General features: G+C 63.2%; 27 protein-coding genes. 11 read left to right on the top strand and 16 right to left on the bottom strand.

Features of this window, described 5'->3' with window-relative positions:
• Positions 1 to 15 precede the first annotated feature (15 nt).
• From purB to B2X67_RS15655, 5 genes are all read right to left on the bottom strand, one after another.
• On the bottom strand, positions 16 to 1,386 hold the full coding sequence (gene purB, locus B2X67_RS15675; RefSeq protein ID WP_273230611.1) for an adenylosuccinate lyase: 1,371 nt from the start codon (positions 1,384 to 1,386) through the stop codon (positions 16 to 18).
• A gap of 84 nt (positions 1,387 to 1,470) precedes the next feature.
• Entirely contained in the window at positions 1,471 to 2,091 is a 621-nt protein-coding gene (gene hflD, locus B2X67_RS15670) for a high frequency lysogenization protein HflD (protein WP_090230938.1), read from the bottom strand.
• Complete coding sequence (gene mnmA, locus B2X67_RS15665) at positions 2,088 to 3,206, bottom strand: tRNA 2-thiouridine(34) synthase MnmA (RefSeq protein ID WP_286786049.1); 1,119 nt, start codon at positions 3,204 to 3,206, stop codon at positions 2,088 to 2,090. Before mnmA ends, hflD begins: the two co-directional genes overlap by 4 nt.
• A 61-nt stretch (positions 3,207 to 3,267) precedes the next feature.
• Complete coding sequence (locus B2X67_RS15660) at positions 3,268 to 3,714, bottom strand: NUDIX hydrolase (protein ID WP_286786048.1); 447 nt, start codon at positions 3,712 to 3,714, stop codon at positions 3,268 to 3,270.
• A gap of 101 nt (positions 3,715 to 3,815) precedes the next feature.
• Complete coding sequence (locus B2X67_RS15655; protein WP_286786047.1) at positions 3,816 to 6,047, bottom strand: NADP-dependent isocitrate dehydrogenase; 2,232 nt, start codon at positions 6,045 to 6,047, stop codon at positions 3,816 to 3,818.
• Positions 6,048 to 6,401: 354 nt separating this feature from the next.
• On the opposite strand from B2X67_RS15655, the gene icd reads away from it, so the two are divergent.
• The gene (icd, locus tag B2X67_RS15650; protein WP_273230620.1) at positions 6,402 to 7,658 is read left to right on the top strand and encodes an NADP-dependent isocitrate dehydrogenase; all 1,257 of its coding nucleotides are present in this window, start codon (positions 6,402 to 6,404) and stop codon (positions 7,656 to 7,658) included.
• Between the two features lie 61 nt (positions 7,659 to 7,719).
• Here the strand turns inward: icd and cspD are convergent, their stop codons facing one another.
• The gene (cspD, locus tag B2X67_RS15645; RefSeq protein WP_090231083.1) at positions 7,720 to 7,983 is read right to left on the bottom strand and encodes a cold shock domain-containing protein CspD; all 264 of its coding nucleotides are present in this window, start codon (positions 7,981 to 7,983) and stop codon (positions 7,720 to 7,722) included.
• Between the two features lie 216 nt (positions 7,984 to 8,199).
• Between cspD and clpS the strand changes: the two genes are divergently transcribed.
• Complete coding sequence (gene clpS, locus B2X67_RS15640; RefSeq protein ID WP_090231082.1) at positions 8,200 to 8,562, top strand: ATP-dependent Clp protease adapter ClpS; 363 nt, start codon at positions 8,200 to 8,202, stop codon at positions 8,560 to 8,562.
• Between the two features lie 30 nt (positions 8,563 to 8,592).
• On the top strand, positions 8,593 to 10,863 hold the full coding sequence (gene clpA, locus B2X67_RS15635) for an ATP-dependent Clp protease ATP-binding subunit ClpA (protein WP_273230622.1): 2,271 nt from the start codon (positions 8,593 to 8,595) through the stop codon (positions 10,861 to 10,863).
• A gap of 71 nt (positions 10,864 to 10,934) precedes the next feature.
• Here clpA and infA read toward each other — a convergent pair whose 3' ends face one another.
• The 4 genes from infA to trxB all read right to left on the bottom strand — a co-directional run bounded on the left by infA (position 10,935) and on the right by trxB (position 13,689).
• A complete protein-coding gene (gene infA, locus B2X67_RS15630) occupies positions 10,935 to 11,153 on the bottom strand; it encodes a translation initiation factor IF-1 (protein ID WP_002553999.1) in 219 nt (72 codons plus the stop codon).
• 100 nt (positions 11,154 to 11,253) lie between these two features.
• The gene (locus B2X67_RS15625) at positions 11,254 to 11,961 is read right to left on the bottom strand and encodes an arginyltransferase (protein WP_273230624.1); all 708 of its coding nucleotides are present in this window, start codon (positions 11,959 to 11,961) and stop codon (positions 11,254 to 11,256) included.
• Positions 11,962 to 12,014: 53 nt separating this feature from the next.
• Positions 12,015 to 12,695: a leucyl/phenylalanyl-tRNA--protein transferase gene (aat, locus tag B2X67_RS15620; RefSeq protein ID WP_273230752.1), complete on the bottom strand. Its 681-nt coding sequence runs from the start codon at positions 12,693 to 12,695 to the stop codon at positions 12,015 to 12,017.
• A 43-nt stretch (positions 12,696 to 12,738) separates the two neighbouring features.
• Entirely contained in the window at positions 12,739 to 13,689 is a 951-nt protein-coding gene (gene trxB / locus B2X67_RS15615) for a thioredoxin-disulfide reductase (RefSeq protein WP_282341685.1), read from the bottom strand.
• A 229-nt stretch (positions 13,690 to 13,918) separates the two neighbouring features.
• On the opposite strand from trxB, the gene ftsK reads away from it, so the two are divergent.
• The 6 genes from ftsK (at position 13,919) to cysG (ending at position 21,470) form a co-directional block, all read left to right on the top strand.
• A complete protein-coding gene (ftsK, locus tag B2X67_RS15610) occupies positions 13,919 to 16,321 on the top strand; it encodes a DNA translocase FtsK (RefSeq protein WP_273230628.1) in 2,403 nt (800 codons plus the stop codon).
• Positions 16,322 to 16,336: 15 nt separating this feature from the next.
• Positions 16,337 to 16,963 carry an outer membrane lipoprotein chaperone LolA gene (gene lolA, locus B2X67_RS15605; RefSeq protein WP_090230928.1) on the top strand — a complete coding sequence of 209 codons (627 nt, stop codon included), beginning with the start codon at positions 16,337 to 16,339 and terminating at the stop codon, positions 16,961 to 16,963.
• Between the two features lie 18 nt (positions 16,964 to 16,981).
• Positions 16,982 to 18,307, top strand: coding sequence for a replication-associated recombination protein A (locus B2X67_RS15600; RefSeq protein WP_273230631.1), 1,326 nt, complete (start codon positions 16,982 to 16,984; stop codon positions 18,305 to 18,307).
• On the top strand, positions 18,304 to 18,678 hold the full coding sequence (gene crcB / locus B2X67_RS15595) for a fluoride efflux transporter CrcB (RefSeq protein WP_273230633.1): 375 nt from the start codon (positions 18,304 to 18,306) through the stop codon (positions 18,676 to 18,678). Before B2X67_RS15600 ends, crcB begins: the two co-directional genes overlap by 4 nt.
• Positions 18,679 to 18,735: 57 nt before the next feature.
• On the top strand, positions 18,736 to 20,016 hold the full coding sequence (gene serS, locus B2X67_RS15590; RefSeq protein ID WP_286786046.1) for a serine--tRNA ligase: 1,281 nt from the start codon (positions 18,736 to 18,738) through the stop codon (positions 20,014 to 20,016).
• Positions 20,017 to 20,084: 68 nt separating this feature from the next.
• Positions 20,085 to 21,470, top strand: coding sequence for a siroheme synthase CysG (gene cysG, locus B2X67_RS15585; protein WP_286786045.1), 1,386 nt, complete (start codon positions 20,085 to 20,087; stop codon positions 21,468 to 21,470).
• Positions 21,471 to 21,477: 7 nt separating this feature from the next.
• Here cysG and B2X67_RS15580 read toward each other — a convergent pair whose 3' ends face one another.
• The 6 genes from B2X67_RS15580 to tusD form a co-directional block, all read right to left on the bottom strand.
• On the bottom strand, positions 21,478 to 22,476 hold the full coding sequence (locus tag B2X67_RS15580; RefSeq protein WP_286786044.1) for a glutathione S-transferase family protein: 999 nt from the start codon (positions 22,474 to 22,476) through the stop codon (positions 21,478 to 21,480).
• A gap of 88 nt (positions 22,477 to 22,564) precedes the next feature.
• On the bottom strand, positions 22,565 to 23,548 hold the full coding sequence (locus B2X67_RS15575; protein WP_273230639.1) for a glycosyl transferase family protein: 984 nt from the start codon (positions 23,546 to 23,548) through the stop codon (positions 22,565 to 22,567).
• An 8-nt stretch (positions 23,549 to 23,556) separates the two neighbouring features.
• Entirely contained in the window at positions 23,557 to 23,892 is a 336-nt protein-coding gene (locus B2X67_RS15570; RefSeq protein ID WP_273230641.1) for a TusE/DsrC/DsvC family sulfur relay protein, read from the bottom strand.
• Positions 23,889 to 24,188 (bottom strand): sulfurtransferase complex subunit TusB, encoded by a 300-nt coding sequence (tusB, locus tag B2X67_RS15565; protein ID WP_273230643.1) that lies wholly within the window; start codon positions 24,186 to 24,188, stop codon positions 23,889 to 23,891. Before tusB ends, B2X67_RS15570 begins: the two co-directional genes overlap by 4 nt.
• The gene (gene tusC, locus B2X67_RS15560) at positions 24,188 to 24,547 is read right to left on the bottom strand and encodes a sulfurtransferase complex subunit TusC (protein WP_273230645.1); all 360 of its coding nucleotides are present in this window, start codon (positions 24,545 to 24,547) and stop codon (positions 24,188 to 24,190) included. Before tusC ends, tusB begins: the two co-directional genes overlap by 1 nt.
• Positions 24,547 to 24,936: a sulfurtransferase complex subunit TusD gene (gene tusD, locus B2X67_RS15555; protein WP_273230647.1), complete on the bottom strand. Its 390-nt coding sequence runs from the start codon at positions 24,934 to 24,936 to the stop codon at positions 24,547 to 24,549. The genes tusC and tusD overlap by 1 nt, the downstream gene beginning before the upstream one ends.
• 247 nt (positions 24,937 to 25,183) lie before the next feature.
• On the opposite strand from tusD, the gene B2X67_RS15550 reads away from it, so the two are divergent.
• Positions 25,184 to 25,558, top strand: a complete 375-nt coding sequence (locus B2X67_RS15550) for a response regulator (RefSeq protein ID WP_273230649.1) — start codon at positions 25,184 to 25,186, stop codon at positions 25,556 to 25,558.
• A 29-nt stretch (positions 25,559 to 25,587) separates the two neighbouring features.
• Positions 25,588 to 25,779, top strand: a complete 192-nt coding sequence (locus tag B2X67_RS15545) for a hypothetical protein (protein ID WP_273230651.1) — start codon at positions 25,588 to 25,590, stop codon at positions 25,777 to 25,779.
• Positions 25,780 to 25,812 lie beyond the last annotated feature (33 nt).

The raw sequence follows: 25,812 nt of genomic DNA, 5'->3' as shown, positions 1-25,812 counted from the left end.
GAAAAGTGAGGCGGGTCAGATGCGCTTGGCCTGGGCCACGGCATTGCCAATGTAGGTAGCTGGCGTGAGGTTGCGCAGCTCGGCCTTGGCGTCTTCCGGCATCTCCAGCCCGTCGATGAAAGTCTGCAGCGCCTCCGGGCTGATGCCCTTGCCGCGGGTCAGCTCCTTGAGCTTCTCGTAGGGATTCTCGATGGCGTAGCGGCGCATGACGGTCTGGATCGGCTCGGCGAGGACTTCCCAGCAGGCGTCCAGGTCTTCAGCAATCTTCTGAGCGTTGAGCTCCAACTTGCTGATTCCCTTGAGGCTTGCCTCGTAGGCAATCACGCTATGGGCGAAGCCGACACCGAGGTTGCGCAGCACGGTGGAGTCGGTCAGGTCGCGCTGCCAGCGGGACACCGGCAGCTTGCTGGCCAGGTGCTGGAGCAGCGCGTTGGCGATGCCGAGGTTGCCTTCGGAGTTCTCGAAGTCGATCGGATTGACCTTGTGCGGCATGGTCGAGGAACCGATCTCGCCGGCGATGGTGCGCTGCTTGAAGTAACCTAGGGAGATGTAGCCCCAGATGTCGCGATCGAAGTCGATGAGGATGGTGTTGAAGCGCGCGGTGGCGTCGAACAGCTCGGCGATGTAGTCGTGCGGCTCGATCTGCGTCGTGTACGGGTTCCACTGCAAGCCGAGATCCTGCTCGATGAACTCCCGGGCATTGGCTTCCCAGTCGATGGACGGATAGGCCGACAGGTGTGCGTTGTAGTTGCCCACCGCGCCATTGATCTTGCCCAGCAGCGGTACGCCGGCGACCTGGGCGATCTGGCGCTCCAGGCGATAGACGACGTTGGCCAGCTCCTTGCCGAGGGTGGTCGGCGAGGCCGGCTGGCCGTGGGTGCGCGAAAGCATCGGCACATCGGCGAACTTCACCGCCAGCTCGCGGATCGACTCGGCGACCTGGCGCATCAGCGGCAGCAGCACGGTGTCGCGGCCTTCGCGGAGCATCAGGGCGTGGGACAGGTTGTTGATGTCCTCGCTGGTGCAGGCGAAGTGGATGAATTCGCTGACCTTGGCCAGTTCCGGCAGCTTCGCCGCCTGCTCCTTGAGCAGGTACTCCACGGCCTTGACGTCGTGATTGGTGGTGCGTTCGATTTCCTTGATGCGCTCGGCGTGTTCGAGCTGGAAATCCTCGGCCAGTCGATCGAGCAGCGCGTTGGCTTCGGCCGAGAAAGGCGCGACTTCGGCGACGCCGGAGTGGGCGGCCAGGCGTTGCAGCCAGCGGACCTCGACCTGTACGCGGAAACGGATCAGGCCGTATTCACTGAAGATCGGGCGCAGAGCGCTGGTTTTGCCGGCGTAGCGGCCATCGACGGGGGAAACCGCGGTGAGCGAGGAAAGCTGCATGGGGCGTTCTCGGACGGTCGGGGCAGGAAATGGGGCGCGTATCATACACGAATCGGCCGACCTGCCGACCGCGTGCCCCGACGGTCAGTTGCGCAGCAGCGGGTACAGCTCGGCCAGCAGCTTGCGGCGGCTGAACACCAGTTGCCAGCGATGTCCGCCCAGCTGGCGCCATAGGCGCGCGGAGCGAATACCGGCGAGGAGCAGGGCTCGGATCTTCGAGGCGTTGCTGCTTTGCTGCAGGAAGCGCATGTCGCCATGCACCTGGATGCGCTGGCGGAAGGTGCTCAGGGTGTCCTGATAGAGCCCGCCACAGGCGGCGATGACGTTGTCGTGAACGAGCCCGAAGTGCTGCACCTGCAGCTGGATCTGGTCGAGGCGGGTGCCGATGGTCTCCAGCATGTCGTCGCGCTTGGCCAGCTTGCGTTCGAGGCCGAGCAGCGCAAGCGCGTAGCGCAGCGGCTCGCGCTGCAGGCTGTTGGGGTCGCGCTCGAGGGCACTGGCCAGCGCGCGATAACCGTCGCGCAGGTTGAGATCGTCGCCGCCGTAGACGTCCAGTGTGTTTTGCGGATCGCGTACCAGCAGGCTGCCGAGCAAGCAGCCAAGGGCGCCTTCGTTGACCTGGCCGGTCCTGGCGATCCGGTCGGCGAGCGCGGCGGCGCTGAACACCGCTCCCAGGGCGACCAGCTGTTCCTGTATCGGCGTCATGCGAATTCCTTGGCGGTGCAGGGCTCGGCGATTTCGATGACGCCGCCGCCGAGGCAGATTTCGCCGTCGTAGAACACCACCGACTGACCCGGCGTCACGGCGCGCTGGGGCTCTTCGAAAACGGCGCGGTAGCCGTCGGGTGTACGCTCCAGCGTGCAGGCCTGATCCGACTGGCGATAGCGGACCTTGGCGGTCAGCGGCCGTGGCGTGGTGCCGAACTCGACCGGGTTGACCCAGAAGATCTCGCTGGCGAGGAGGGCGCCGGAAAACAGCAGCGGATGGTCGTTGCCCTGGCCGACGATCAGTACATTGCGCTCCAGATCCTTGGCCAGCACGTACCACGGCTCGTCGCCGGCGTCCTTCAAGCCGCCGATACCCAGCCCCTGACGCTGGCCGATGGTGTGGTACATCAGCCCGGCGTGCCGGCCGATGACCTCGCCGCGGGTGTTCTGGATTTCGCCCGGTTGCGCCGGCAGATACTGCTTGAGGAAGTCGGAGAAGCGCCGCTCGCCGATGAAGCAGATGCCGGTGGAGTCCTTCTTCTTCGCGGTCGCCAGCCCGTGCATTTCGGCGATCGCGCGCACTTCGGCCTTTTCCAGCTCGCCGACCGGGAACAGCGTGCGGGCGATCTGCTCGCCGCCGACGGCGTGGAGGAAGTAGCTCTGGTCCTTGTTCGGATCGAGGCCCTTGAGCAACTGGGTCTGCCCATCGACATCGCGGCGGCGCACGTAATGGCCGGTGGCGATCAGGTCGGCGCCGAGCATCAGCGCATAGTCGAGGAAGGCTTTGAACTTGATTTCGCGGTTGCAGAGGATGTCCGGGTTCGGCGTACGCCCGGCCTTGTACTCGGCGAGGAAGTGCTCGAAGACGTTGTCCCAGTATTCGGCGGCGAAGTTCGCGGTGTGCAGCTTGATGCCGATCCGGTCGCACACCGCCTGGGCGTCGGCGAGGTCTTCGCGCGCGGTGCAGTATTCGGTGCCGTCGTCCTCCTCCCAGTTCTTCATGAACAGACCTTCCACCTGGTAGCCCTGCTTGAGCAGGAGAAGGGCGGAAACCGAGGAGTCCACGCCGCCGGACATGCCGACGATGACGCGTGTATGGGCTGGATCGTGCATAGGTTCGGGGTTGACGGCCACAAAAAGGAATAATTCTAACAGGCGAACTGTCGCAGGGCGATCAGCCGGCCGTGCGGATCAGCGCCAGCGGAAAGCGCTCGCCGCGGAGGTAGTCGTCGATGCAGCGCACTACCAGCTCGCTGCGCCAGCGCTCGGGCACGGCGGCGAGTTCGTCGCGGGTCATCCAGCGCGGCCCGATGATGCCGTGGTCTAGCGGCGAATCGGGCAGGTGTCGCAGCGGCCGCGCGGCGAAGCAGACGCGTTGGTAGGTCACGCCGTTGCTCGGCGCGGTATACAGATAGATGCCGGTAACGGCGGTCAGCTCGACCTCCCAGCCGGTTTCTTCGAGTGTTTCGCGCACGGCGGCCTGAAGCAGGCTTTCGTTGGCTTCGAGATGGCCCGCCGGCTGGTTGAGGACGGCTTTCTCGCCCGCGAACTCTTCCACCAGCAGGAAGCGCCCCTGGTCTTCGACGACGGTGGCGACGGTGATGTGCGGATTCCAATCCATAAGGATGACCTCTGTAGGGTGGACGGGCGATCAATGATCGCCCGGAAACAGAACCCCCGGCACGTGGCCGGGGGTCTGTTGAAACGCAACAACCTTCGCGGTCAGCCCTGGATCAGGGCGTCGATCGCGGCGTTGAAGGTTTTGCTCGGGCGCATGACCTGGCTGGTCAGCTCCGGGTTGGAGCGGTAGTAGCCACCGATGTCCACCGGCGATCCCTGGACCGCATTCAGCTCGGCGACGATGGTCGCTTCCTGCTCGGCCAGAGTGCTGGCGAGCTTGCTGAAACGCTCGCGCAGAGCGGCGTCTTCGGTCTGGCTGGCCAGGGCTTCGGCCCAGTAAAGCGCCAGATAGAAGTGGCTACCACGGTTGTCCAGCTCGCCAGTCTTGCGCGAAGGCGACTTGTTGTTGTCGAGCAGCTTGCCGGTCGCGGCGTCGAGGGTGGTGCCCAGCAACTTGGCTTTCCGGTTGTCGGTCTTGATCCCGGTTTCCTCAAGGGACACGGCCAGGGCCAGGAACTCGCCAAGCGAATCCCAGCGCAGGTGGTTTTCCTCGATCAGCTGTTGGACATGCTTGGGGGCCGAACCACCGGCGCCGGTTTCGTACATGCCACCGCCGGCCATCAGCGGAACGATGGAGAGCATCTTCGCCGAAGTGCCCAGTTCCATGATCGGGAACAGGTCGGTCAGGTAGTCGCGCAGGACGTTGCCGGTCACCGAGATGGTGTCCTTGCCACGAATCATCCGCTCCATGCTGAAGCGGATGGCTTCGTTGTAGTCCATCACGCGAATGTCGAGGCCACTCAGGTCGTGTTCCTGCAGGTAGGCGTCGACCTTCAGTTTGAGCTGACGGTCATGCGCGCGCTCCGGGTCGAGCCAGAAGACCGCCGGGGTGCCGGACTGGCGGGCGCGGGTGACGGCCAGCTTCACCCAGTCGCGGATCGGGGCATCCTTGGTCTGGCAGGCGCGCCAGATGTCGCCGGCTTCGACTTCGTGCTGGATCTTCACGGTGCCGTCGGCCAGCACGACGCGCATGATGCCGTCGGCCTTCATCTCGAAGGTCTTGTCGTGGGAACCGTATTCCTCGGCCTTCTGCGCCATCAGGCCGACGTTCGGTACCGAGCCCATGGTGGTCGGATCGAACGCGCCGTTGGTTTTGCAGAAGTTGATCATCTCCTGATAGATGCGCGCGTAGGTGCTTTCCGGCATCACCGCCTTGGTGTCCTTCTGCTTGCCGTCGCGGCCCCACATCTGGCCGGAGTTGCGGATCATCGCCGGCATCGAGGCGTCGACGATGACGTCGCTCGGGATATGCAGGTTGGTGATGCCCTTGACCGAGTCGACCATCGCCATTTCCGGGCGATGGCTGTACACCTCGTGGATGTCGTGGAGGATCTCTTCCTGCTGCGAGGCAGGCAGCGACTTGATCTTGTCGTAGACGCTGGAGAGACCGTTGTTCGGGTTCACGCCCAGCTCTTCGAAGAGCGCGCCGTGCTTCTCGAAGACGTCCTTGTAATACACGCTGACGGCATGGCCGAAGACGATGGGGTGGGACACCTTCATCATGGTCGCCTTGACGTGCAGGGACCACATGACGCCGGTTTCCTTGCAATCCTGCAGAGTCTTCTCGAAGAAGGCACGCAGCTTGTTGCAGCTCATGAACATGCCGTCGAAAACTTCGCCTTCCTTCAGGCTCAACTGCTTCTTGAGCTCGACCTTGCCATCCTTGCCGACGAATTCGATGCGCACGTCACCGGCCTGGGGCATGGTGAAGGACTGCTCGCTGGAGAAGAAGTCACCGCCGCGCATGTAGTCGGCGTGGGACTGCGAAGCCATGCTCCACTTGCCCATCGAGTGCGGATGCTTGCGGGCGTAGGCCTTGACCGCGGCCGGGGCGCGACGGTCCGAGTTGCCTTCGCGCAGCACCGGGTTCACGGCGCTGCCGAGCACTTTGCTGTAACGCGCGCGGACTTCTTTTTCCGCGTCGGTCTGCGGGTCTTCGGGGAAATCCGGAACGGCGAAGCCCTGCGCCTGCAGCTCGGCGATCGCGCCTTTGAGTTGCGGCACGGAGGCGCTGATGTTCGGCAGCTTGATGATGTTGGCGTCTGGCGAGGTGGCCAGAACCGCCAGTTGGGCCAGTTCGTCTTCGACCGGTTGGCTGCTGTCGAGCTGGTCAGCGAAGCTTGCGATGATGCGTCCAGCCAGAGAGATATCGCGGGTTTCGACGTCTATATCGGCGGAGGCCGCGAAGGCCTTGACGATGGGAAGAAGCGAATAGGTTGCGAGGGCGGGGGCTTCGTCGGTGAAGGTGTAGGTAATCTTCGAGCGGGTGGACATTGGCGAGAACTCTCTCTTTGCTGGGCGTGCACAGGATCTCGAGGCGCGCCGGATAGACGCTTTCGCTCAGGTCAGAGTCGAAATTCGAGAATTTGCCGCAGGTGATGTTGATGGCACCAGTAGAGCGTTGTGCGGTCGGATCTGGTTTGCGATTCGACCGTTGCGAGGGCGGACATCCTGTTGCAGATGTCTCGGCTCTCGATGACTCTTTAGTCACGCGGCGCAGTATACCACCGTGTTGTTCGTCGGGAGCTTGCCGGTGCCCGATGATTAGACTAAGGAATACAGTTCGGCTCGACGCAGGTGGACTACGCTGAACACCTGCCTGAGGTTAACCACAACGTGGAGTACAGCATGGGATATCAAAAGATTCAGGTGCCTGCCGATGGTGTGAAAATCACCGTAAACGCCGATAACACCCTGAATGTGCCGAACAATCCGATCATTCCCTTCATCGAGGGGGATGGCATCGGTATCGATATCAGCCCGGTGATGATCAAGGTCGTCGACGCCGCCGTCAAAAAGGCCTACGGCGGCGAGCGCAAGATTTCCTGGATGGAAGTCTATGCCGGCGAGAAAGCCACCCAGGTCTACGATCAGGACACCTGGCTGCCGAAGGAGACCCTCGAGGCCGTTCGCGATTTCGTCGTCTCGATCAAGGGCCCGTTGACCACCCCGGTGGGCGGCGGCATTCGCTCGCTGAACGTCGCCCTGCGGCAGGAACTCGACCTCTACGTCTGCCTGCGCCCGGTGCGCTGGTTCGAGGGCGTGCCGAGCCCGGTGAAGAAGCCAGGCGACGTCGACATGACGATCTTTCGCGAGAACTCCGAAGATATCTATGCCGGTATCGAGTGGAAAGCCGGATCGCCCGAGGCGACCAAGGTCATCAAGTTCCTCAAGGAAGAGATGGGCGTCACCAAGATCCGCTTCGACCAGGATTGCGGCATCGGCATCAAGCCGGTATCGAAGGAGGGCACCCAGCGCCTGGTGCGCAAGGCGTTGCAGTACGTCGTCGACAACGACCGCGAGTCGCTGACCATCGTCCACAAAGGCAACATCATGAAGTTCACCGAAGGTGCCTTCAAAGACTGGGGCTACGAGATCGCCAAGAACGAATTCGGCGCGGAGCTTCTCGATGGCGGTCCCTGGATGCAGTTCAAGAACCCGCGGACCGGCAAGAACATAGTCGTCAAGGACGCCATCGCCGACGCCATGCTTCAGCAGATTCTGCTGCGCCCGGCGGAATATGACGTCATCGCTACCCTGAACCTGAACGGTGACTACCTCTCCGATGCGCTCGCGGCGGAAGTGGGTGGCATCGGCATCGCGCCGGGCGCCAACCTGTCGGACACCATAGCCATGTTCGAGGCTACCCACGGGACTGCGCCCAAGTACGCCGGCCAGGACAAGGTCAATCCGGGGTCGGTGATTCTGTCTGCCGAAATGATGCTGCGCCACCTGGGATGGGTCGAGGCGGCGGATCTCATCATCAAGGGTACCAATGGAGCGATCTCGGCCAAGACGGTGACCTACGATTTCGAGCGCCTGATGGATGGCGCAACGCTGCTGTCCTGTTCCGAGTTCGGCGACGCATTGATCGCCCATATGTAAAGTGATGGACGAAAGAAAAGGCCGATCAGAGATCGGCCTTTTTTTGCACGCTATCCAACAGTCAGGCCTCGGCGGCCTGGCTCTGTAGATTTACCGCCGGCGTCAGGTTTTCGGCATTGCTCAACACAGGGCTAATGTTCACCGCGTGTAGCCCCTTGGGCCCTTGAATGATGTCGAAACTCACAGGCTGTCCTGCCTTAAGGGTTTTATAACCGTCCATCTGAATGGCCGAGTAATGAGCGAACAGGTCCTCATCTCGGCCGTCGGCCAGAACGAATCCATAGCCTTTGGCGTTGTTGAACCACTTGACCTTACCGCTGAGCATGCTGACATCCCTCTGCAAAGGACTCCATCTCTGGAGTATCATCCACGACGACTCCACGCAAAAAAGCAATTCGCGTGGGTTCCCAATACCCAACTGGGCATTCATTGTTTGTAACACCGTTTCGCCGTTAGTCAAGGCTATGCGGCGGACGGTTGAGAAGCCTGTCATATTTGCCCTGCAGCCCAGCTCCAACCATGTGCGAGCCTTTATTTCCGTATGTTTGCAAGCAGCCAGATTCGACTAACATTCAATCAGGATGGCCCGGACAAGTGGGAGGACGAAGCGTCCGGGCTCGCTGTGCAGGAAGCCAAACCAAAATTGCAGGCACCTCCGCTGTATAAAGTGGTCATGTATAACGATGACTACACGCCGATGGATTTCGTCGTCGAAGTGCTGGAGGTGTTTTTTAATCTGAACCGAGAACTGTCGACCAAAATCATGCTGGCCGTCCATACAGAAGGGCGTGCAGTATGCGGAGTGTTCACCCGGGATATCGCAGAAACGAAGGCTGAACAGGTCAATCAGTACGCGAGGGAAAGCCATCATCCGCTACTCTGTGAAATCGAGAAGGACGGTTAGACGCCGGCCACTTGGGTATGAGGTGAAGCTATGTTGAACCGCGAACTCGAAGTCACCCTCAATCTGGCCTTCAAGGAAGCCCGTTCCAAGCGTCATGAATTCATGACCGTGGAACACCTGCTCCTGGCCCTGTTGGATAACGAAGCTGCAGCCACCGTATTGCGTGCCTGCGGCGCCAGCCTCGACAAGCTCCGGCATGAGTTGCAGGAGTTCATCGACTCGACCACCCCACTCATTCCGCAGCATGACGAAGAACGCGAAACTCAGCCGACGCTCGGGTTTCAGCGGGTTCTGCAGCGCGCCGTTTTCCATGTGCAAAGTTCTGGCAAGCGCGAAGTAACCGGCGCGAATGTGCTGGTCGCCATCTTCAGCGAGCAGGAGAGCCAGGCGGTTTTCCTGCTCAAGCAGCAGAGCGTTGCCCGCATCGACATCGTCAACTTCATCGCCCATGGCATTTCCAAGGTGCCTGGTCAGGGTGATCAGAGCGACAGCGAGCAGGAAATCAACGACGAGGAAGGCGGTGAGGCCGTCTCCACCAATCATCCCCTGGAAGCTTATGCCAGCAACCTGAACGAGCTCGCTCGTCAGGGCCGCATCGACCCTCTGGTCGGGCGCGAAAGCGAAGTCGAGCGCGTGGCTCAGATCCTGGCCCGTCGGCGCAAGAACAACCCGCTGCTGGTTGGCGAGGCCGGTGTCGGCAAAACGGCGATCGCCGAAGGCCTGGCCAAGCGTATCGTTGATGGTCAGGTACCCGACCTTCTCGCCGATAGCATCGTTTTCTCCCTCGACCTGGGCGCGCTGCTCGCGGGCACCAAGTACCGCGGCGACTTCGAGAAACGCTTCAAGGCGCTGCTCAACGAGTTGCGCAAGCGGCCTCATGCGATCCTCTTCATTGATGAGATCCACACCATCATCGGTGCCGGTGCGGCTTCGGGCGGCGTGATGGATGCGTCCAACCTGCTCAAGCCGCTGCTGTCTTCCGGCGAGATCCGTTGCATCGGCTCGACGACCTTCCAGGAATTCCGCGGCATCTTCGAGAAAGACCGCGCACTCGCTCGGCGCTTCCAGAAGGTCGATGTGGTCGAACCTTCCGTGGATGACACCGTCGGCATCCTGCGCGGCCTGAAAGCTCGTTTCGAACAGCATCACCACATCGAGTACAGCGATGAGGCGTTGCGCGCCGCCGCCGAGCTGGCGTCTCGCTACATCAACGACAGACACATGCCCGACAAGGCCATCGACGTGATCGACGAGGCGGGCGCCTATCAGCGTCTCCAGCCCGAAGAGCGGCGTGTGGCGCGCATCGACGTGGCACAGGTGGAAGACATCGTGGCGAAGATCGCCCGTATTCCCCCCAAACACGTGTCTAGCGACGATAAGGAGCTGCTGCGTAACCTGGAGCGCGACCTCAAGCTCACCGTGTTCGGCCAGGATGCAGCCATCGACTCGCTGTCGACGGCAATCAAGCTGTCTCGTGCAGGGTTGAAGGCGCCTGACAAGCCGGTGGGTTCGTTCCTCTTCGCCGGACCGACCGGTGTCGGCAAGACCGAAGCGGCGCGGCAACTGGCGAAAGCCATGGGCATCGAGCTGGTGCGCTTCGACATGTCGGAGTACATGGAACGGCACACCGTTTCCCGGCTGATCGGCGCGCCTCCGGGCTACGTCGGCTTCGACCAGGGCGGTCTGCTTACGGAAGCGATCACCAAGCAGCCGCATTGCGTGTTGCTGCTCGATGAGATCGAGAAGGCGCACCCGGAAGTCTTCAACCTGCTGCTGCAGGTGATGGACCATGGCACGCTGACCGACAACAATGGGCGCAAGGCGGATTTCCGCAACGTGATCCTGATCATGACCACCAACGCCGGTGCGGAAACCGCGTCGCGCGCCTCAATCGGCTTCACCCATCAGGATCACTCTTCAGATGCCATGGAGGTCATCAAGAAGAGCTTCACTCCGGAGTTCCGCAACCGCCTGGACACCATCATCCAGTTCGGCCGCCTGAGCACCGAAGTGATCAAGAGCATCGTCGACAAGTTCCTCACCGAACTGCAGGCGCAGCTCGAGGACAAGCGCGTGCAACTCGAAGTCAGCGATGCCGCTCGCGGCTGGCTGGCAGAGCGTGGTTACGATGCGCAGATGGGGGCTCGGCCGATGGCGCGCCTGATTCAGGACAAGATCAAGCGTCCTCTGGCCGAAGAGATCCTGTTCGGCGAACTGGCAGAGCATGGAGGAATCGTGCACATCGATGTCGAGGCCGGTGAATTGGCCTTCGAGTTCGAAACCACGGCGGAAGTGGCCTAACCGCTTCCTTCCGGACTGCGCAATAACGAAAACGCCCGGCTAGACCGGGCGTTTTTCATGACGCGAAAACTTCAGCGGGCACGGTAGGTGATGCGGCCTTTGCTCAAGTCGTAGGGCGTCAGTTCAACACGAACCTTGTCGCCGGTGAGAATGCGGATGTAGTTCTTGCGCATCTTTCCGGAGATGTGCGCGGTAACGACGTGCCCGTTTTCCAACTCCACTCGGAACATGGTGTTGGGTAGGGTGTCGACGACAGTGCCTTCCATTTCGAAGCTGTCTTCTTTCGACATTCAGTAAAGCCCTCGGTGTTCTATAGGTGGCCGGACGCAAACGGCGCCTGGCAAAAGCGGCGTGCATTGTGCCCGAAAATGTGTCTTGTCGCCAAGCGATTCAGGTCAGAGCGACCCAGCGCTGGTTGACGAACAGCTCTATCGGCCGGTACTGGGTCTTGTAATTCATCTTCCGACAATTCTTGATCCAGTAGCCGAGGTAGACCGCGTGGAGGCCAAGACGTGCGGTCTCGCCGATCTGCCAGAGAATGGCGTAGCGGCCGAGGCTGCGGCGTTCTTCATCGGGGTCGTAGAAGGTGTAAACCGCGGAAAGACCGTTCGGCAGCAGGTCGGTGACGGCGATCGCCATCAGCCGGTCGTCAAGACGGAACTCGTAGAAGCGCGCGAAATTCAGGTCGCGGACGAGAAAGGTGCTGAACTGATCGCGGCTCGGCGGATACATATCGCCATCGGCGTGGCGCTGTTCGATGTAGCGCGCGTAGAGCGCGTAATACTCTTCGCTGAACTTGGGCCGTACCGGCATGACGCACAGGTCGGCATTGCGCTTGAGAATGCGTTTCTGCTGGCGATTGGGTTGAAACTGGTCGGCTGGAATACGCGCAGGGACGCAAGCCGAGCAACGCTGGCAGTGAGGCCTGTAGAGGTGATCGCCACTGCGACGAAAGCCCATCTCCGACAGCCCGGCATACACCTGCGCATCCATGAGCTGGCTGGGATCGAGGAACAGGGTGGTGGCCTGCTCGCCGGGCAGATAGCTGCATGGATGAGGCTGGGTGGCGTAGAACTTCAGGCGAGCCAGCTCTGTCATCGTCGGCACTCGGGTGGACCTGACGCCAGTGTAAGCCAGGCTGCCGGTAACGCCTAGACGAGCCAGTCGGCGGTCGTCGGTTGATCCAGGTGGCGTTCGAGCCACCCGGCGAACTCGGCGCGGGAAATCGAGCGTGCGCCGAAACTCTGCAGGTGCTGGGTGGGCATCTGGCAATCGATCAGGACGAAACCCCACTGCCTCAAACGCTCAACCAGCGTAACGAAACCCACCTTGGAGGCATTGTCGACCCGACTGAACATCGACTCGCCGAAGAACAGTTGCCCCATCGCCAGTCCATAGAGCCCACCCACCAGTTCATCGTCCAGCCACACCTCCACCGAATGGGCGAAGCCCAACTCGTGCAAGCGCAGGTAGGCCTGCTGCATCGGCTCGGTGATCCAGGTGCCATCGCTGTAGGCGCGAGGTCCGGCGCAGCCCTGCAGGACGTCCACGAAGGCACTGTCAAAAGTCACCCGGAAGCGTTGTTGGCGAAGAACCTTCGCCAGACTGCGGGAAACGTGAAGTGCTTCGGGCGGTAGAACGGTGCGCGGGTCGGGCGACCACCAGAGTATGGGCTGGCCATCCTGGAACCACGGGAAGCAGCCATGTCGATAGGCCCGGATCAGGCGTTCGGCGCTGAGATCGCCACCCGCGGCGAGCAGGCCATTGGGCTCGCGCATGGCTTTGCTCAGCGGCGGGAATTCCAGCGAATCGCGGGAGAGCCAGGTCAGCATGGCGGGGGAGGGCGACAGGCAGGCCACGGGCCCGCCCGAAGGCTCAGATATCGTCGAGGAATTTTTCGGCGTCCAGCGCGGCCATGCAGCCGGCGCCTGCCGAAGTGATTGCCTGGCGATAGACGTGGTCGGCCACGTCGCCGGCGGCGAATACGCCCTCGATGCTGGTGGCTGTGGCGTTGCCTTCACCGCCGCCGCGCACGATCAGATAGCCGTCACGCATTTCCAGCTGGCCCCGGAACAGGTCGGTGTTGGGTTTGTGGCCGATAGCGATGAAAACACCGGCCAGCGGCAGCTCCTTGGTCGTTCCGCTCAGGGTGTCTTTCAGGCGCACGCCGGTCACGCCGCTGGCATCGCCCAGGACCTCGTCCAGCGCATGGTTCCAATGGATGCGGACGTTGCCGTTGGCGGCTTTGTCGAACAGCTTGTCCTGCAGGATCTTCTCCGAGCGCAGCTTGTCGCGACGGTGGACCAGATGGACCTCCTTGGCGATGTTCGACAGATACAGGGCTTCCTCGACGGCGGTGTTGCCACCGCCCACCACGCAGACGACCTGGTTGCGGTAGAAGAAGCCGTCGCAGGTGGCACAAGCGGACACGCCGCGACCAGCGAAGGCTTCCTCGGAAGGCAAGCCGAGGTACTGGGCAGAGGCGCCGGTGGAAATGATCAGGGCATCGCAGGTGTAGGTGGCGTTGTCGCCCTTGAGGGTGAACGGACGCTGCTGCAACTCGGCGGTATGGATATGGTCGTAGACGATCTCGGTATCGAAGCGCTCGGCGTGTTTCTGCATGCGCTCCATCAGCGCCGGGCCGGTCAGCCCCTCGACATCGCCGGGCCAGTTGTCGACTTCGGTGGTGGTGGTGAGCTGTCCACCGGGCTGGATTCCGGTGATCACCAGCGGCTTCAGATTGGCCCGGGCGGCGTACACCGCAGCGGTGTAGCCCGCGGGACCGGAGCCCAGAACGATCAGCCGCGAATGCTTGACTTCACCCATAAAAAGACTCCATAAGCCTTTGTCACAAAAGAGAATGCATGCTCCAATTGGGCCGCACGCAAGGAATGCCAATTATGCTACACCGAAGAATGGGCGAGCGGGGAGCAGCGGTTTTCCGACACCGCGCCCGGGCGGTCGACATGGGCAGCGCCTTGGCAAAGCCGTACAATGGACCGCATTTTCGCCGTCATCGTTAGTTGGCGCGCCCCGAGCGCAGGAAAGACGTGTTTTGAAGAATTCCAGTTCTACCCTCCAAACCCCTCCCTGGCGACAGCAACTGAACTACCGCCTGAAGGAGGGCGCGCTGATCGCCCTGGGTGCGCTTTGCCTGTACCTGTGGATGGCGTTGCTCACCTACGACCAGAACGATCCGGGCTGGTCGCACACCAGCCGCGTGGAGCAGGTGCAGAACGCGGCCGGCCGTGCCGGCGCCTGGTTCGCCGACATCCTGTTCATGGCCCTCGGCTATTTCGCCTACCTGTTCCCCTTGTTGTTGGCAGTGAAGACCTGGCAGGTGTTCCGTAACCGCCACCAGCCCTGGCAGTGGAACGGCTGGCTGTTTTCCTGGCGTCTTATCGGCCTGGTGTTCCTGATTCTCTCCGGCGCTGCGCTGGCGTATATCCACTTCCATTCCACCAACAGCATGCCGGCATCGGCGGGCGGCGCGCTGGGCGAGAGCCTCGGCCAACTGGCCGTCGCCGCGCTGAACGTGCAGGGCAGCACGCTGCTGTTCCTGGCGCTGTTCCTCTTCGGCCTCACCGTATTCGCCGACCTGTCCTGGTTCCGCGTGATGGACATCACCGGCAAGATCACCCTGGATCTGCTGGAGCTGATCCAGAGCGGCATGAACCGCTGGTGGAGCGCCCGCAACAACCGCAAGCAACTGGTCGCCCAGTTGCGCGAGGTGGACGACCGGGTGAATACCGTGGCAGCGCCACTGGTGCCCGATCGCCGCGAACAGGCCAAGGTCAAGGAGCGCCTGATCGAGCGCGAGGAAGCGCTGACCAAGCACATGAGCGAGCGCGAGAAGCGCCAGCCCCCGGTGATCACGCCTCCGGCGCCGGCGAAAGCCGCTGAGCCGAGCAAGCGGGTACTGAAGGAAAAGCAGGCGCCGTTGTTCGTCGACAGCGCCATCGAAGGTTCGCTACCGCCCATTTCGATCCTCGACCGCGCCGAGAAGAAGCAGAAAAGTTTCTCTCCGGAGTCCCTTGAGGCGATGTCGCGGCTGCTGGAAATCAAACTCAAGGAATTCGGCGTCGAGGTGATCGTCGAGTCCGTGCATCCGGGGCCGGTGATCACCCGCTTCGAGATTCAGCCCGGCATCGGCGTCAAGGTCAGCCGCATTTCCAACCTGGCCAAGGACCTTGCGCGCTCGCTGGCGGTGATCAGCGTGCGGGTGGTCGAGGTCATTCCCGGCAAGACCACGGTCGGCATCGAGATTCCCAACGAGGATCGCCAGATCGTGCGCTTCTCCGAAGTGCTCGAATCCAGCGAGTACGACGACGCCAAGTCGCCGGTCACCCTGGCCCTGGGCCACGACATCGGCGGCAAGCCGATCATCACCGACCTGGCGAAGATGCCGCACCTGCTGGTCGCGGGTACCACCGGCTCCGGTAAGTCGGTGGGTGTCAACGCGATGATCCTGTCGATCCTGTTCAAGTCCGGTCCGAAGGACGCACGACTGATCATGATCGACCCGAAGATGCTCGAACTGTCGATCTACGAGGGCATTCCGCACCTGCTGTGTCCTGTGGTCACCGACATGAAGGAGGCAGCCAACGCGCTGCGCTGGAGCGTTGCCGAGATGGAGCGGCGCTACAAGCTGATGTCGAAGATGGGCGTGCGCAACCTGGCCGGCTTCAACCGCAAGGTGAAGGAGGCCGAGGAAGCGGGCACGCCGCTTGCCGATCCGCTCTACAAGCGCGAGAACATGCACGACGAGGCGCCGCTGCTCGAGCACCTGCCGACCATCGTGGTGGTGGTCGACGAGTTCGCCGACATGATGATGATCGTCGGCAAGAAGGTCGAAGAGCTGATCGCGCGTATAGCACAGAAGGCGCGGGCTGCAGGCATCCACCTGATCCTCGCCACCCAGCGCCCCTCGGTGGACGTGATCACCGGCCTGATCAAGGCCAATATCCCGACCCGCATGGCGTTCCAGGTGTCGAGCAAGATCGACTCGCGGACCATCATCGACCAGGGCGGCGCGGAGCAATTGCTCGGCCACGGCGACATGCTCTACATGCCGCCGGGCACCAGCCTGCCGATTCGTGTGCACGGCGCCTTCGTGTCCGACGAGGAAGTCCACCGCGTGGTCGAGGCCTGGAAGCTGCGTGGCGCGCCGGATTACAACCAGGACATCCTGGCCGGCGTCGAGGAGGCCGGCAGCGGCTTCGACGGCGGCAGCGGCGAGGGTGGCGAGGACAGCGAGGACGATCCGCTCTACGACGAGGCGGTCAACTTCGTGCTGGAAAGCCGCCGCGCGTCGATTTCCGCCGTGCAGCGCAAGCTGAAGATCGGCTACAACCGCGCCGCGCGGATGATCGAATCGATGGAAATGGCCGGCGTAGTGACCTCGATGAACACCAATGGCTCGCGCGAAGTGATCGCGCCGGGGCCGACCCGCGACTGACTGATGAGGATTTCCATGCGCCTGTTTCGCGTGCTGTTGCTGTCCCTGCTGGGTTTCGCCGCTATGCCGGCCCACGCCGACCAGGATGCGTCGGTGAAGCGCCTGACCGAACTGCTCCAGCAGGCGCAGACCCTGACCTCGCGCTTCACCCAGCTGACCCTCGACGCCTCCGGCGCCAACCTGCAGGAAACCGCCGGCGAGCTGGCGTTGAAACGTCCGGGGCTGTTCCGCTGGCACACCGATGCGCCGCAGGAGCAACTGCTGGTCTCGAATGGCGAGAAGGTCTGGCTGTACGACCCGGACCTGCAGCAGGTCACCGTGCAGAAGCTCGACCAGCGCCTGACCCACACGCCCGCGCTGCTGCTGTCCGGCGACGTCTCGCAGATCAGCGAGAACTTCGAGATCAGCCACAAGGAAGCCGGCGGCGTGGTCGATTTCGTGCTCAAACCCAAGGCCAAGGACACGCTGTTCGACAACCTGCGCGTGTCTTTCCGCAACGGCACCATCAACGATATGCAGCTGATCGACAGCGTTGGCCAGCGCACCAACATCCTGTTCCTCGGCGTGAAAATGAATCAGCCGATCGACGCCGGGCAATTCGACTTCAAGATTCCCGAAGGCGCCGACGTCATTCAGGAATAAGAGGCTCGCGCGTTTCCCATGGACCTGTTCCGCTCTGACCCGGTAGCCCAGCCGCTGGCTGCGCGTTTACGCGCTGCCACGCTGGACGAGTACGTCGGTCAGGAGCACCTTCTGGCGCGCGGCAAGCCGCTGCGCGAGGCGCTGGAGCAGGGCGCGCTGCACTCGATGATCTTCTGGGGCCCGCCGGGTGTCGGCAAGACCACGCTGGCGCGACTGCTGGCGCAGGTCTCGGAAGCGCATTTCGAGACGATTTCGGCGGTGCTTTCCGGGGTCAAGGAAATTCGCCAGGCGGTCGAGATGGCCAAGCAGCAGGCCGCGCAGTACGGTCGCCGGACCATACTCTTCGTCGACGAAGTGCACCGTTTCAACAAGAGCCAGCAGGACGCCTTTCTCCCGTACGTGGAGGACGGCACGCTGATCTTCATCGGCGCGACCACGGAAAATCCCTCGTTCGAGCTCAACAACGCGCTGCTCTCGCGGGCGCGGGTCTACGTGCTCAAGAGTCTCGACGAAGCGGCGATGCGCAAGCTGGTGGAGCGTGCGCTGGGTGAGGACAAGGGGCTCGGACAGCGCCACCTGAGCCTGCCCGAGGAAAGCTTCCAGATTCTCCTGGCCGCGGCCGACGGCGATGGTCGACGGCTGCTCAACTTGCTGGAAAACGCCTCCGACCTCGCCGAGGACGACGGCGAGATCGGCGTGAGCCTGCTGCAGAGCCTGCTCGGCGACAGCCGGCGACGCTTCGACAAGGGCGGAGAAGCCTTCTACGACCAGATTTCCGCGCTGCACAAGTCGGTGCGCGGCTCCAACCCGGACGCGGCGCTGTACTGGTTCGCCCGGATGATCGATGGCGGTTGCGATCCGCTGTACTTGGCGCGGCGGGTCGTGCGCATGGCGAGCGAAGAGGTCGGCAATGCCGATCCGCGCGCGCTGGCGCTGTGCCTCGACGCCTGGAACGTCCAGGAGCGCCTTGGCAGTCCCGAAGGCGAGCTGGCGATCGCCCAGGCGATCGTCTATCTGGCCTGCGCGCCGAAGAGCAACGCGGTCTACACGGGCTTCAACGCCGCCATGCGCGATGTCGCCGAGAACGGCTCGCACGAGGTGCCGCTGCACTTGCGCAATGCGCCGACCAAGCTGATGAAGCAGTTGGGCTACGGCGAGGAATACCGCTACGCCCACGACGAGCCGGACGCCTACGCCGCGGGTGAGGACTATTTCCCCGAAGACATGCAACCGCGCCAATACTACCGGCCGGTGCCGCGTGGCCTGGAAAGCAAGATTCGCGACAAGCTCGATCACCTCACGGCACTGGACCGGGCCAGCGCCCGACAACGGAGAAAGCCATGATCCGCCTGATCCTCGCCGTTGCCCTGGGCGGTGCGCTGGGCTCGGTCGCCCGTTTCCTGACCTCGGCCTGGATGGTCAGCCACTGGCCGCGTCACTACTTTCTCGGCACCTTCGCGGTGAACATCGTCGGCTGCCTCGCCATCGGCTACCTGTACGGCCTGTTCCTGATCCGCACCGACCTGCCCTTGGAGCTGCGCCTTGGCCTCACCGTCGGCGTACTCGGCGGCCTGACCACCTTTTCCTCGTTCAGCATGGAAGTGGTACGGTTGTTCGAGGGCGGCCAGACGGGCCTCGCCGTCGGTTACCTGGGCTGCAGCATCCTCGGCGGTTTATTAGCGGTCTGGGCCGGTTTATCCTTCGCACGCCTTTGAATTCCTTTCGCCGGCGACCGCCGGCGTCCTCCTTTAGGTTCCAGCTGAGATTTGCACATGCTCGATTCCAAGTTGATACGCAGCCAACTACACGACGTCGCCGCACGCCTGGCCACGCGTGGCTATTCGTTGGACGTCACGCGTATCGAAGCGCTCGAAGCCCAGCGCAAGAGCGTCCAGACCCGCACCGAACAACTGCAGGCCGAGCGCAATGCCCGCTCCAAGAGCATCGGCCAGGCGAAGCAGCGCGGTGAGGACATCGCGCCGCTGTTGGCCGAGGTCGATCGCATGGGCGGCGAGCTGGACGAGGGCAAGCGCGAGCTGGACGGCATCCAGCTGGAACTGGACAACCTGCTGTTGGGCATCCCCAACCTTCCGCATGAATCCGTGCCGGTCGGCGCGGACGAGGAGGGCAACGTCGAAGTGCGCCGCTGGGGTACGCCGAAGGTCTTCGATTTCCCGGTGCAGGACCACGTGAGTCTCGGCGAACGGCATGGCTGGCTGGATTTCGAGACGGCCGCCAAGCTTTCCGGCGCGCGCTTTGCCCTGCTGCGCGGGCCGATCGCCCGGCTGCACCGCGCCCTGGCGCAGTTCATGATCAACCTGCACACCGCCGAGCACGGTTACGAGGAGGCCTACACGCCTTATCTGGTGCAGGCCTCGGCGTTGCAGGGTACCGGCCAGTTGCCGAAGTTCGAGGAAGACCTGTTTCGCATCGCTCGTGAGGACCAGGCCGACCTGTACCTGATCCCGACCGCCGAAGTCTCGCTGACCAACATCGTCGCCGGGCAGATCCTCGATCCGAAGCTGCTGCCGCTGAAATTCGTCGCCCACACGCCCTGCTTCCGCAGCGAGGCCGGCGCGTCGGGCCGCGATACCCGCGGGATGATCCGCCAGCACCAGTTCGACAAGGTCGAAATGGTGCAGATCGTCGACCCCGCCACCTCCTACGAGGCGCTGGAGAACCTGACGGCCAACGCCGAGCGCGTCCTGCAGCTGCTCGAACTGCCGTACCGCGTGCTCGCACTCTGCACCGGTGACATGGGCTTCGGCGCTACCAAGACCTACGACCTGGAAGTCTGGGTGCCGAGCCAGGACAAGTTCCGCGAGATTTCCTCGTGCTCGAACTGCGGCGACTTCCAGGCGCGCCGCATGCAGGCGCGCTATCGCAACCCGGAAACCGGCAAGCCCGAGCTGCTGCACACGCTCAACGGCTCCGGCCTTGCCGTCGGGCGGACGCTGGTGGCGGTGCTGGAGAACTACCAGCAGGCCGACGGTTCGATCCGCGTGCCCGAAGTGCTCAAGCCCTACATGGGCGGTATCGACCTCATCGGTTGATGATTCCGTCGCCGGATACGCGTATCCGGCGACGCTCCTGACTCGTCGCGTCTCTCTCGCAGGCCGCCATGGACTATCTCCCGCTTTTCCATAACCTCCAGGGCCGTTGCGTGCTGCTCGTCGGCGGTGGCGAGGTGGCGCTGCGCAAGTCGCGTCTGCTCGCCGATGCCGGCGCGTCGCTGCGCGTCGTTGCGCCGGAGATCGTCCCCGAGCTGCGAGCGCTAGCTGGCCGGGGCGCACATCTTCGCGGCTATGCGAGCGTTGATCTGCAGGGCGCCTGCCTGGTCATCGCGGCCACTGACGACGAGATGCTGAACGCGCGGATATCCAGTGAAGCCAAGGCGCTGGGTATTCCGGTCAATGTGGTGGACGCCCCGGCGTTGTGCAGTGTGATCTTTCCCGCCATCGTCGACCGCTCGCCGCTGATCGTCGCGGTGTCCAGCGGCGGCGACGCCCCGGTGCTGGCACGGCTGATCCGCGCCCGCATCGAGACCTGGATTCCGGCGCGCTACGGCGAGCTGGCCGGCCTGGCCAAACGGTTCCGCTCGCGGGTGAAGACGCTGTTTCCCAGCGTCCGCGAGCGCCGGGTGTTCTGGGAAGACGTACTCCAAGGGCCGATCGCCGAACGCGTGCTGGCCGGGCAGGGCGATGAAGCCCAGCGCCTGCTGGAAAACCGGTTGGCCGGTGCGCCCGAGCCGGCGGGCGGGGAGGTGTACCTGGTCGGCGCCGGCCCGGGCGATCCGGATCTGCTGACCTTCCGCGCCCTGCGTCTCATGCAGCAGGCCGATGTGGTGCTCTACGACCGACTCGTTGCCCCGGCGATCGTCGAGCTTTGCCGCCGCGATGCCGAGCGCATCTATGTCGGCAAGCGTCGCGCCGAGCATGCGGTGACCCAGGAACGCATCAACCAGATGCTCATCGAGCTGGCGGAAGAGGGCAAACGGGTGCTTCGCCTCAAGGGTGGCGATCCGTTCATCTTCGGTCGTGGCGGCGAGGAAATCGAAGGCCTGGCGGCGCGCGGCATTCCGTTCCAGGTGGTGCCCGGCATCACCGCCGCCAGCGGCTGCGCGGCCTACGCCGGAATCCCGCTCACCCACCGCGACTACGCGCAGTCGGTGCGCTTCGTCACCGGACACCTGAAGGACGACAGCTACGACCTGCCCTGGGCCGACCTGACCTCGCCCGGACAGACGCTGGTGTTCTACATGGGCCTGGTCGGGCTACCGGTGATCTGCGAGCGGCTGATCGCGCATGGGTGTGCGTCGAGTACGCCGGCGGCGCTGGTACAGCAGGGCACCACCGCCGCACAGCGGGTGTTCACCGGCACGCTGGCGGACTTGCCTGGACTGGTCGCGGCCCATGAGGTCCATGCGCCGACCCTGATCATCGTTGGCGAAGTGGTACGGCTGCATGAGAAGCTGGCCTGGTTCGAAGGTGCCGCCGCCGACGCCTGAAGGCGTCTTACGCCTGCCAGACCCCCTTGCCTGGCAACCGCTCGCGGTCGTGCGGGCGTATGAAGTCCAGCGCGGGGCCGTCCGGAATGATGCCGGTCGGATTGATGGTCTTGTGACTGGCGTAGTAATGCCCCTTGATGTGGGTGAAGTCGACGGTATCGGCGATCCCCGGCCACTGGTACAGCTCGCGCAGCCAGTTGGACAGATTCGGGTAGTCCTCGATGCGCAGACGGTTGCACTTGAAGTGACCGTGGTAGACGGCGTCGAAGCGAATCATCGTGGTGAACAGCCGCAGGTCGGCCTCGGTGAGGTATTCACCGGCCAGGTAGCGGCGTTCGCCCAGCAAGGTGTCGAGGCGGTCGAGTTCGTCGAACAACTCGGCGAAGGCTTCCGAGTAGGCTTTCTGTGTGGTGGCGAACCCGGCGCGATAGACACCGTTGTTGACCGCCGGATAGATCCGCCCGTTGAGCGCGTCGATTTCCGCCCGCAACGCCTGCGGATAGAAATCCAGCGTGTTGCCGGTCAGTCCGCCGAACGCGCTATTGAACATACGGATGATCTCGGATGATTCGTTGCTGACGATCTCCGCGCGCTGCTTATCCCATAGCAGGGGCACGGTCACCCGGCCGCTGTACTTCGGGTCGTCACGCGTGTAGCGCTGATGCAGGAAGTCCAGGCCGTCCAGCGGGTCGCCGGTGGAGCCGTAGGCGCGATCGAAGGTCCAACCCTGCTCGGCCATCAACCATCCGACGACAGAGACGTCGATCAGTCCGCCGATGTCCTTGAGCCTGCGCATGATCAGCGTGCGGTGAGCCCAGGGGCAGGCCAGCGAAACGTAGAGGTGATAGCGCCCGGCTTCGGCCGCGAAACCCGGTTTGCCGCTTGGGCCGGCTTCGCCGTCTGCGGTGATCCAGTTGCGGCGCTGGGCCATCTCGCGTTTGAAACGGCCGTCCTCGCCGTTCTCGTACCACTGGTCATGCCAGCGCCCGTCGATCAAAAGCCCCATCGTCACATCCTCGCCAATTTCAGATTGGAGAGGAGTCTACCGGCATAGGTTCAATCGAATGGCGCAACTTACTGCCCATACGAATCGGCTAAATCGATGGATTGCGGGTTTCCCAGCAGGTTTTCGCCTGGGCGAAGGCCTCGTCGCGCGTGCGACCGAGGGCGCGCAAGCCCAGGGCAATGGTCGCCAGCACCGCCAATTGGCCGTAACTGTCTTCCACTTCGCCCAGCCAGAAGGCCTTCAGATGGGCGGGGTCCAGGCGCTCCGGCTTGACGTGGCGGAGCGCCGACAGCGCCGGCCAATCCTCATCCCAGTTTTCGCCGTTCGCGGTACCGAAGAGGTGCGAGGCGGCGTCGGGGTTGATTTCGATCTCGCCCCCGTCGCCTTTGACCACGATGGAGGTGTCGCCCAGCAGGTGGCTGGCTTCGCGGTGAACCGCTTGGTATCCGGGATGAAAGATACTCTGCAAGCCGCATCTGGCGCCCAGCGGGTTGAGCACACGGGCCAGCGAGTGGATCGGCGACCGCAGCCCGAGGATGTTGCGCAGGTCGATCATTCGCTGCAGCTCCGGCATCCAGGCGCCCAGCGGAATGAAGGCAATGGACTCGTGGTCGAGGCTTTGCGCCACTTCGTCCCAGTTGGCGCAGCAGGGCAGGTCCAGCAGTTCCAGCAGTTGCTCGCTGTACAGGCGCCCGGCGGTGTGCGCGCCGGCGCCATGGATGAGGATGCGCACGCCGTGCCGCGCGAGACACTTGGCAGCCAGGAGGAACCAGGGCAGGTGGCGCTTCTTGCCGGCGTAGGTCGGCCAGTCCAGGTCGAGGGGAATGGCTGGGGGCGAAAGGCGAGCACGTACCGCCTCGGTGAACCCGGCAAGCTCTTCGGCGCTTTCTTCCTTGTGCCGCAGCAGCATGAGGAAAGCACCGAGCTGGGTATCCTCCACCTTGCCATCGAGCAGGAAGCCCATGGCCTCGCGCGCTTCCTCGCGGGTGAGCCCTCGGGCGCCGCGCTTGCCTTTGCCGAGGATGCGCACGTAATGGGCGAAAGGGTGTTCGGCGGGCGTCACCAGATTCATAACCTGACTCATAGACAGTTGCTCGGTTTCGGCAACCCGGCGAGCTTGGCCGCGAGTTTCGCCGGGGTACCCTGGAAGAGATGGTTGAGGTGCAGGCTGTTGCCTTTTTCAGGGCCCAGCTTGAGCGCCACGTACTTGATCAGCGGGCGGGTGGCCGGCGACAGCTGGAATTCGGCATAGAAGGCGCGCAACAGGTCGAGGATTTCCCAGTGTGCGGTCTGCAGCGCCAGCCCTTCGCGCTCGGCCAGGACGGCGGCAACCGCTGTCGACCAGTCATCCAGGCGAACCAGATAGCCATCCTTGTCCAGGGCGATGCTCCGTCCTTCGACGTCGATGCTGCTCATAGCCAGCCATTCACCTTGTCGAAACGGCCGCACAGCTCGACGAAGCCCGGATAGTCGACGACCGTGCAGTGTGCCGGCGCACTGACCCCGCGCGCGTGAAGGTCTTCGTCAAGGGCGAACAGTGGAAAGCCTTTCGGCAGGGCAGCCAGCTCGCGCGCGGGCTGGCTGTCGCCGCGCAGCGCGTACGTGGCGTCGCCGGTGAGCAGGACGCCATCGCGGCTGCCGAGCAGGCGCAGGCAGCTGTCGAACCGATCATCGCCGAAGGGCGAATGGGAAAGCAGATGCAGGGTGGTCATCAGAGCGTCACCAGCAGGTCGAAACGATCGAGCAGGGTGCGCAACGCCCCATCGTCCAGCGGCGTCACCGGCAGGTCGAGCGCCTCCGCGGAGAGGCCGCGGGCGTCGAGGCTGCGCTGATCGACGTACAGTTCGTCGACACCGAACATCGGCAATGCCCGCAGGTTGGCGCTCAGGTCCTTCTGCTGGACGGCGGCGGCCTGCTGCGCGGTGGCCAGCTGCAGCACGCCGTCGTCGAGAAACAGCAGCGCGACCGGCAGATCGAACGCACCGCCAGCGAGGGCGATATCCAGGGCCTCACGGGCGCCGCTGCCACTCCAGGGTGACTGCCTGCAGACCAGCAACATCGACTTGGCCATCACGGACCTCCGAAACAGACGAGGCGATCGGCGAGCTGCGCCGCTTCATGCAACTGTCCCAATCCTGACAGTTCCCAAGGCGCGGCTACGCTTGCGCTGCGCTGGTAACGCTGCGCCTCGCCCTCATCCAGAACGCCACGGCGCAGGGCCGCGGCGATGCAGACCACAGCATCCAGCGCGTGCCGCTCGACCAGTTCCCGCCAGTCGGCCGGCAGATCGAGTTCGTCCTGCGGGGTTACCGGATTGGTGGACGCGTTGTGCACACCGTCCTGATAGAAGAACAGCCGCACGATCTGATGCCCGCCCGCCAGTGCCGCCTCGGCAAAACGCAGGGCCCGGCGTGAGGAGGGCGCATGGGGTGGAGCGAACAGGGCGATGGCGAATTTCATGGCACGAACGCGGCTTACGAACAGGCCGCCATGATAGGGTGCTTTGCCGTTCCGTGCAGCGCCCATCGGCATCGGGGAAGCAGATCCGGTCAGCCCGTCCGGCGTCGGAGCAGGATGTTCCTACGAAGCCGCATGCTGTTCGTCCGGTAATTGCCTGTTACTACGGGACTCTTTCTGGAAATGGCGGTCAGTGACTCTATGAGAAGCCGGGCGCCATTGCCCGACGCATCCTTTCGCAGGTGTTGTTTTGCACAAGTCAGTCCTGGTCGTAGACGACGAGCCCGATATTCTCTCCATGCTGCTGGAGCACCTGGCCGATTGTGGTTATGACGCCTACGGCGCCGGCAACACCGCCCAGGCCATGGATGTGCTCCAGGCACACGACGACATCAACCTGCTCATCTCGGATTTCCGCCTGAACGATGGCACCAACGGCATGATGGTGGCGGAGGCTGCGCTGAAGAAACTTCCGATGATCAAGGTGCTGTTCATCAGCGGTCATCCCTACGAAGTCTGGTCGGCGAAGAACTTCAAGAGCCTGAATGCCCAACTGGTCAGCAAACCCTTCAGGCTCGAGCAACTGGACGCATCGATTCACCAGCTCGTCGGTTCGGCGGCCTGACCGATTTCATCGATTGTCTGGAGGTGACCATGATCCATTACGTACCGCAGCCTCAGGTGACACGGCTACCGATGTGGCGCGCCGATGAGTCTCCGCTGAACGATCTGGACGAGACCGAAAGCGAGATCGACGAAGACCAGCCATTGCCGGATGAGGTACTGGAAAACCTTACCGAAGAGGCCGATGTCCCCGCGGCAATCCCCGATCCGGGGCCGATGTAGCCAGCCCGAGAAGCCCCGCATCCGCGGGGCTTC

The sequence above is a fragment of the Pseudomonas sp. UBA3153 genome (assembly GCF_002364635.1).
GTDB lineage: Bacteria > Pseudomonadota > Gammaproteobacteria > Pseudomonadales > Pseudomonadaceae > Pseudomonas_O > Pseudomonas_O kuykendallii.
The sequence above is the reverse complement of the archived record's forward strand: the minus strand, read 5'-3'. Positions and strand labels throughout refer to the sequence as shown.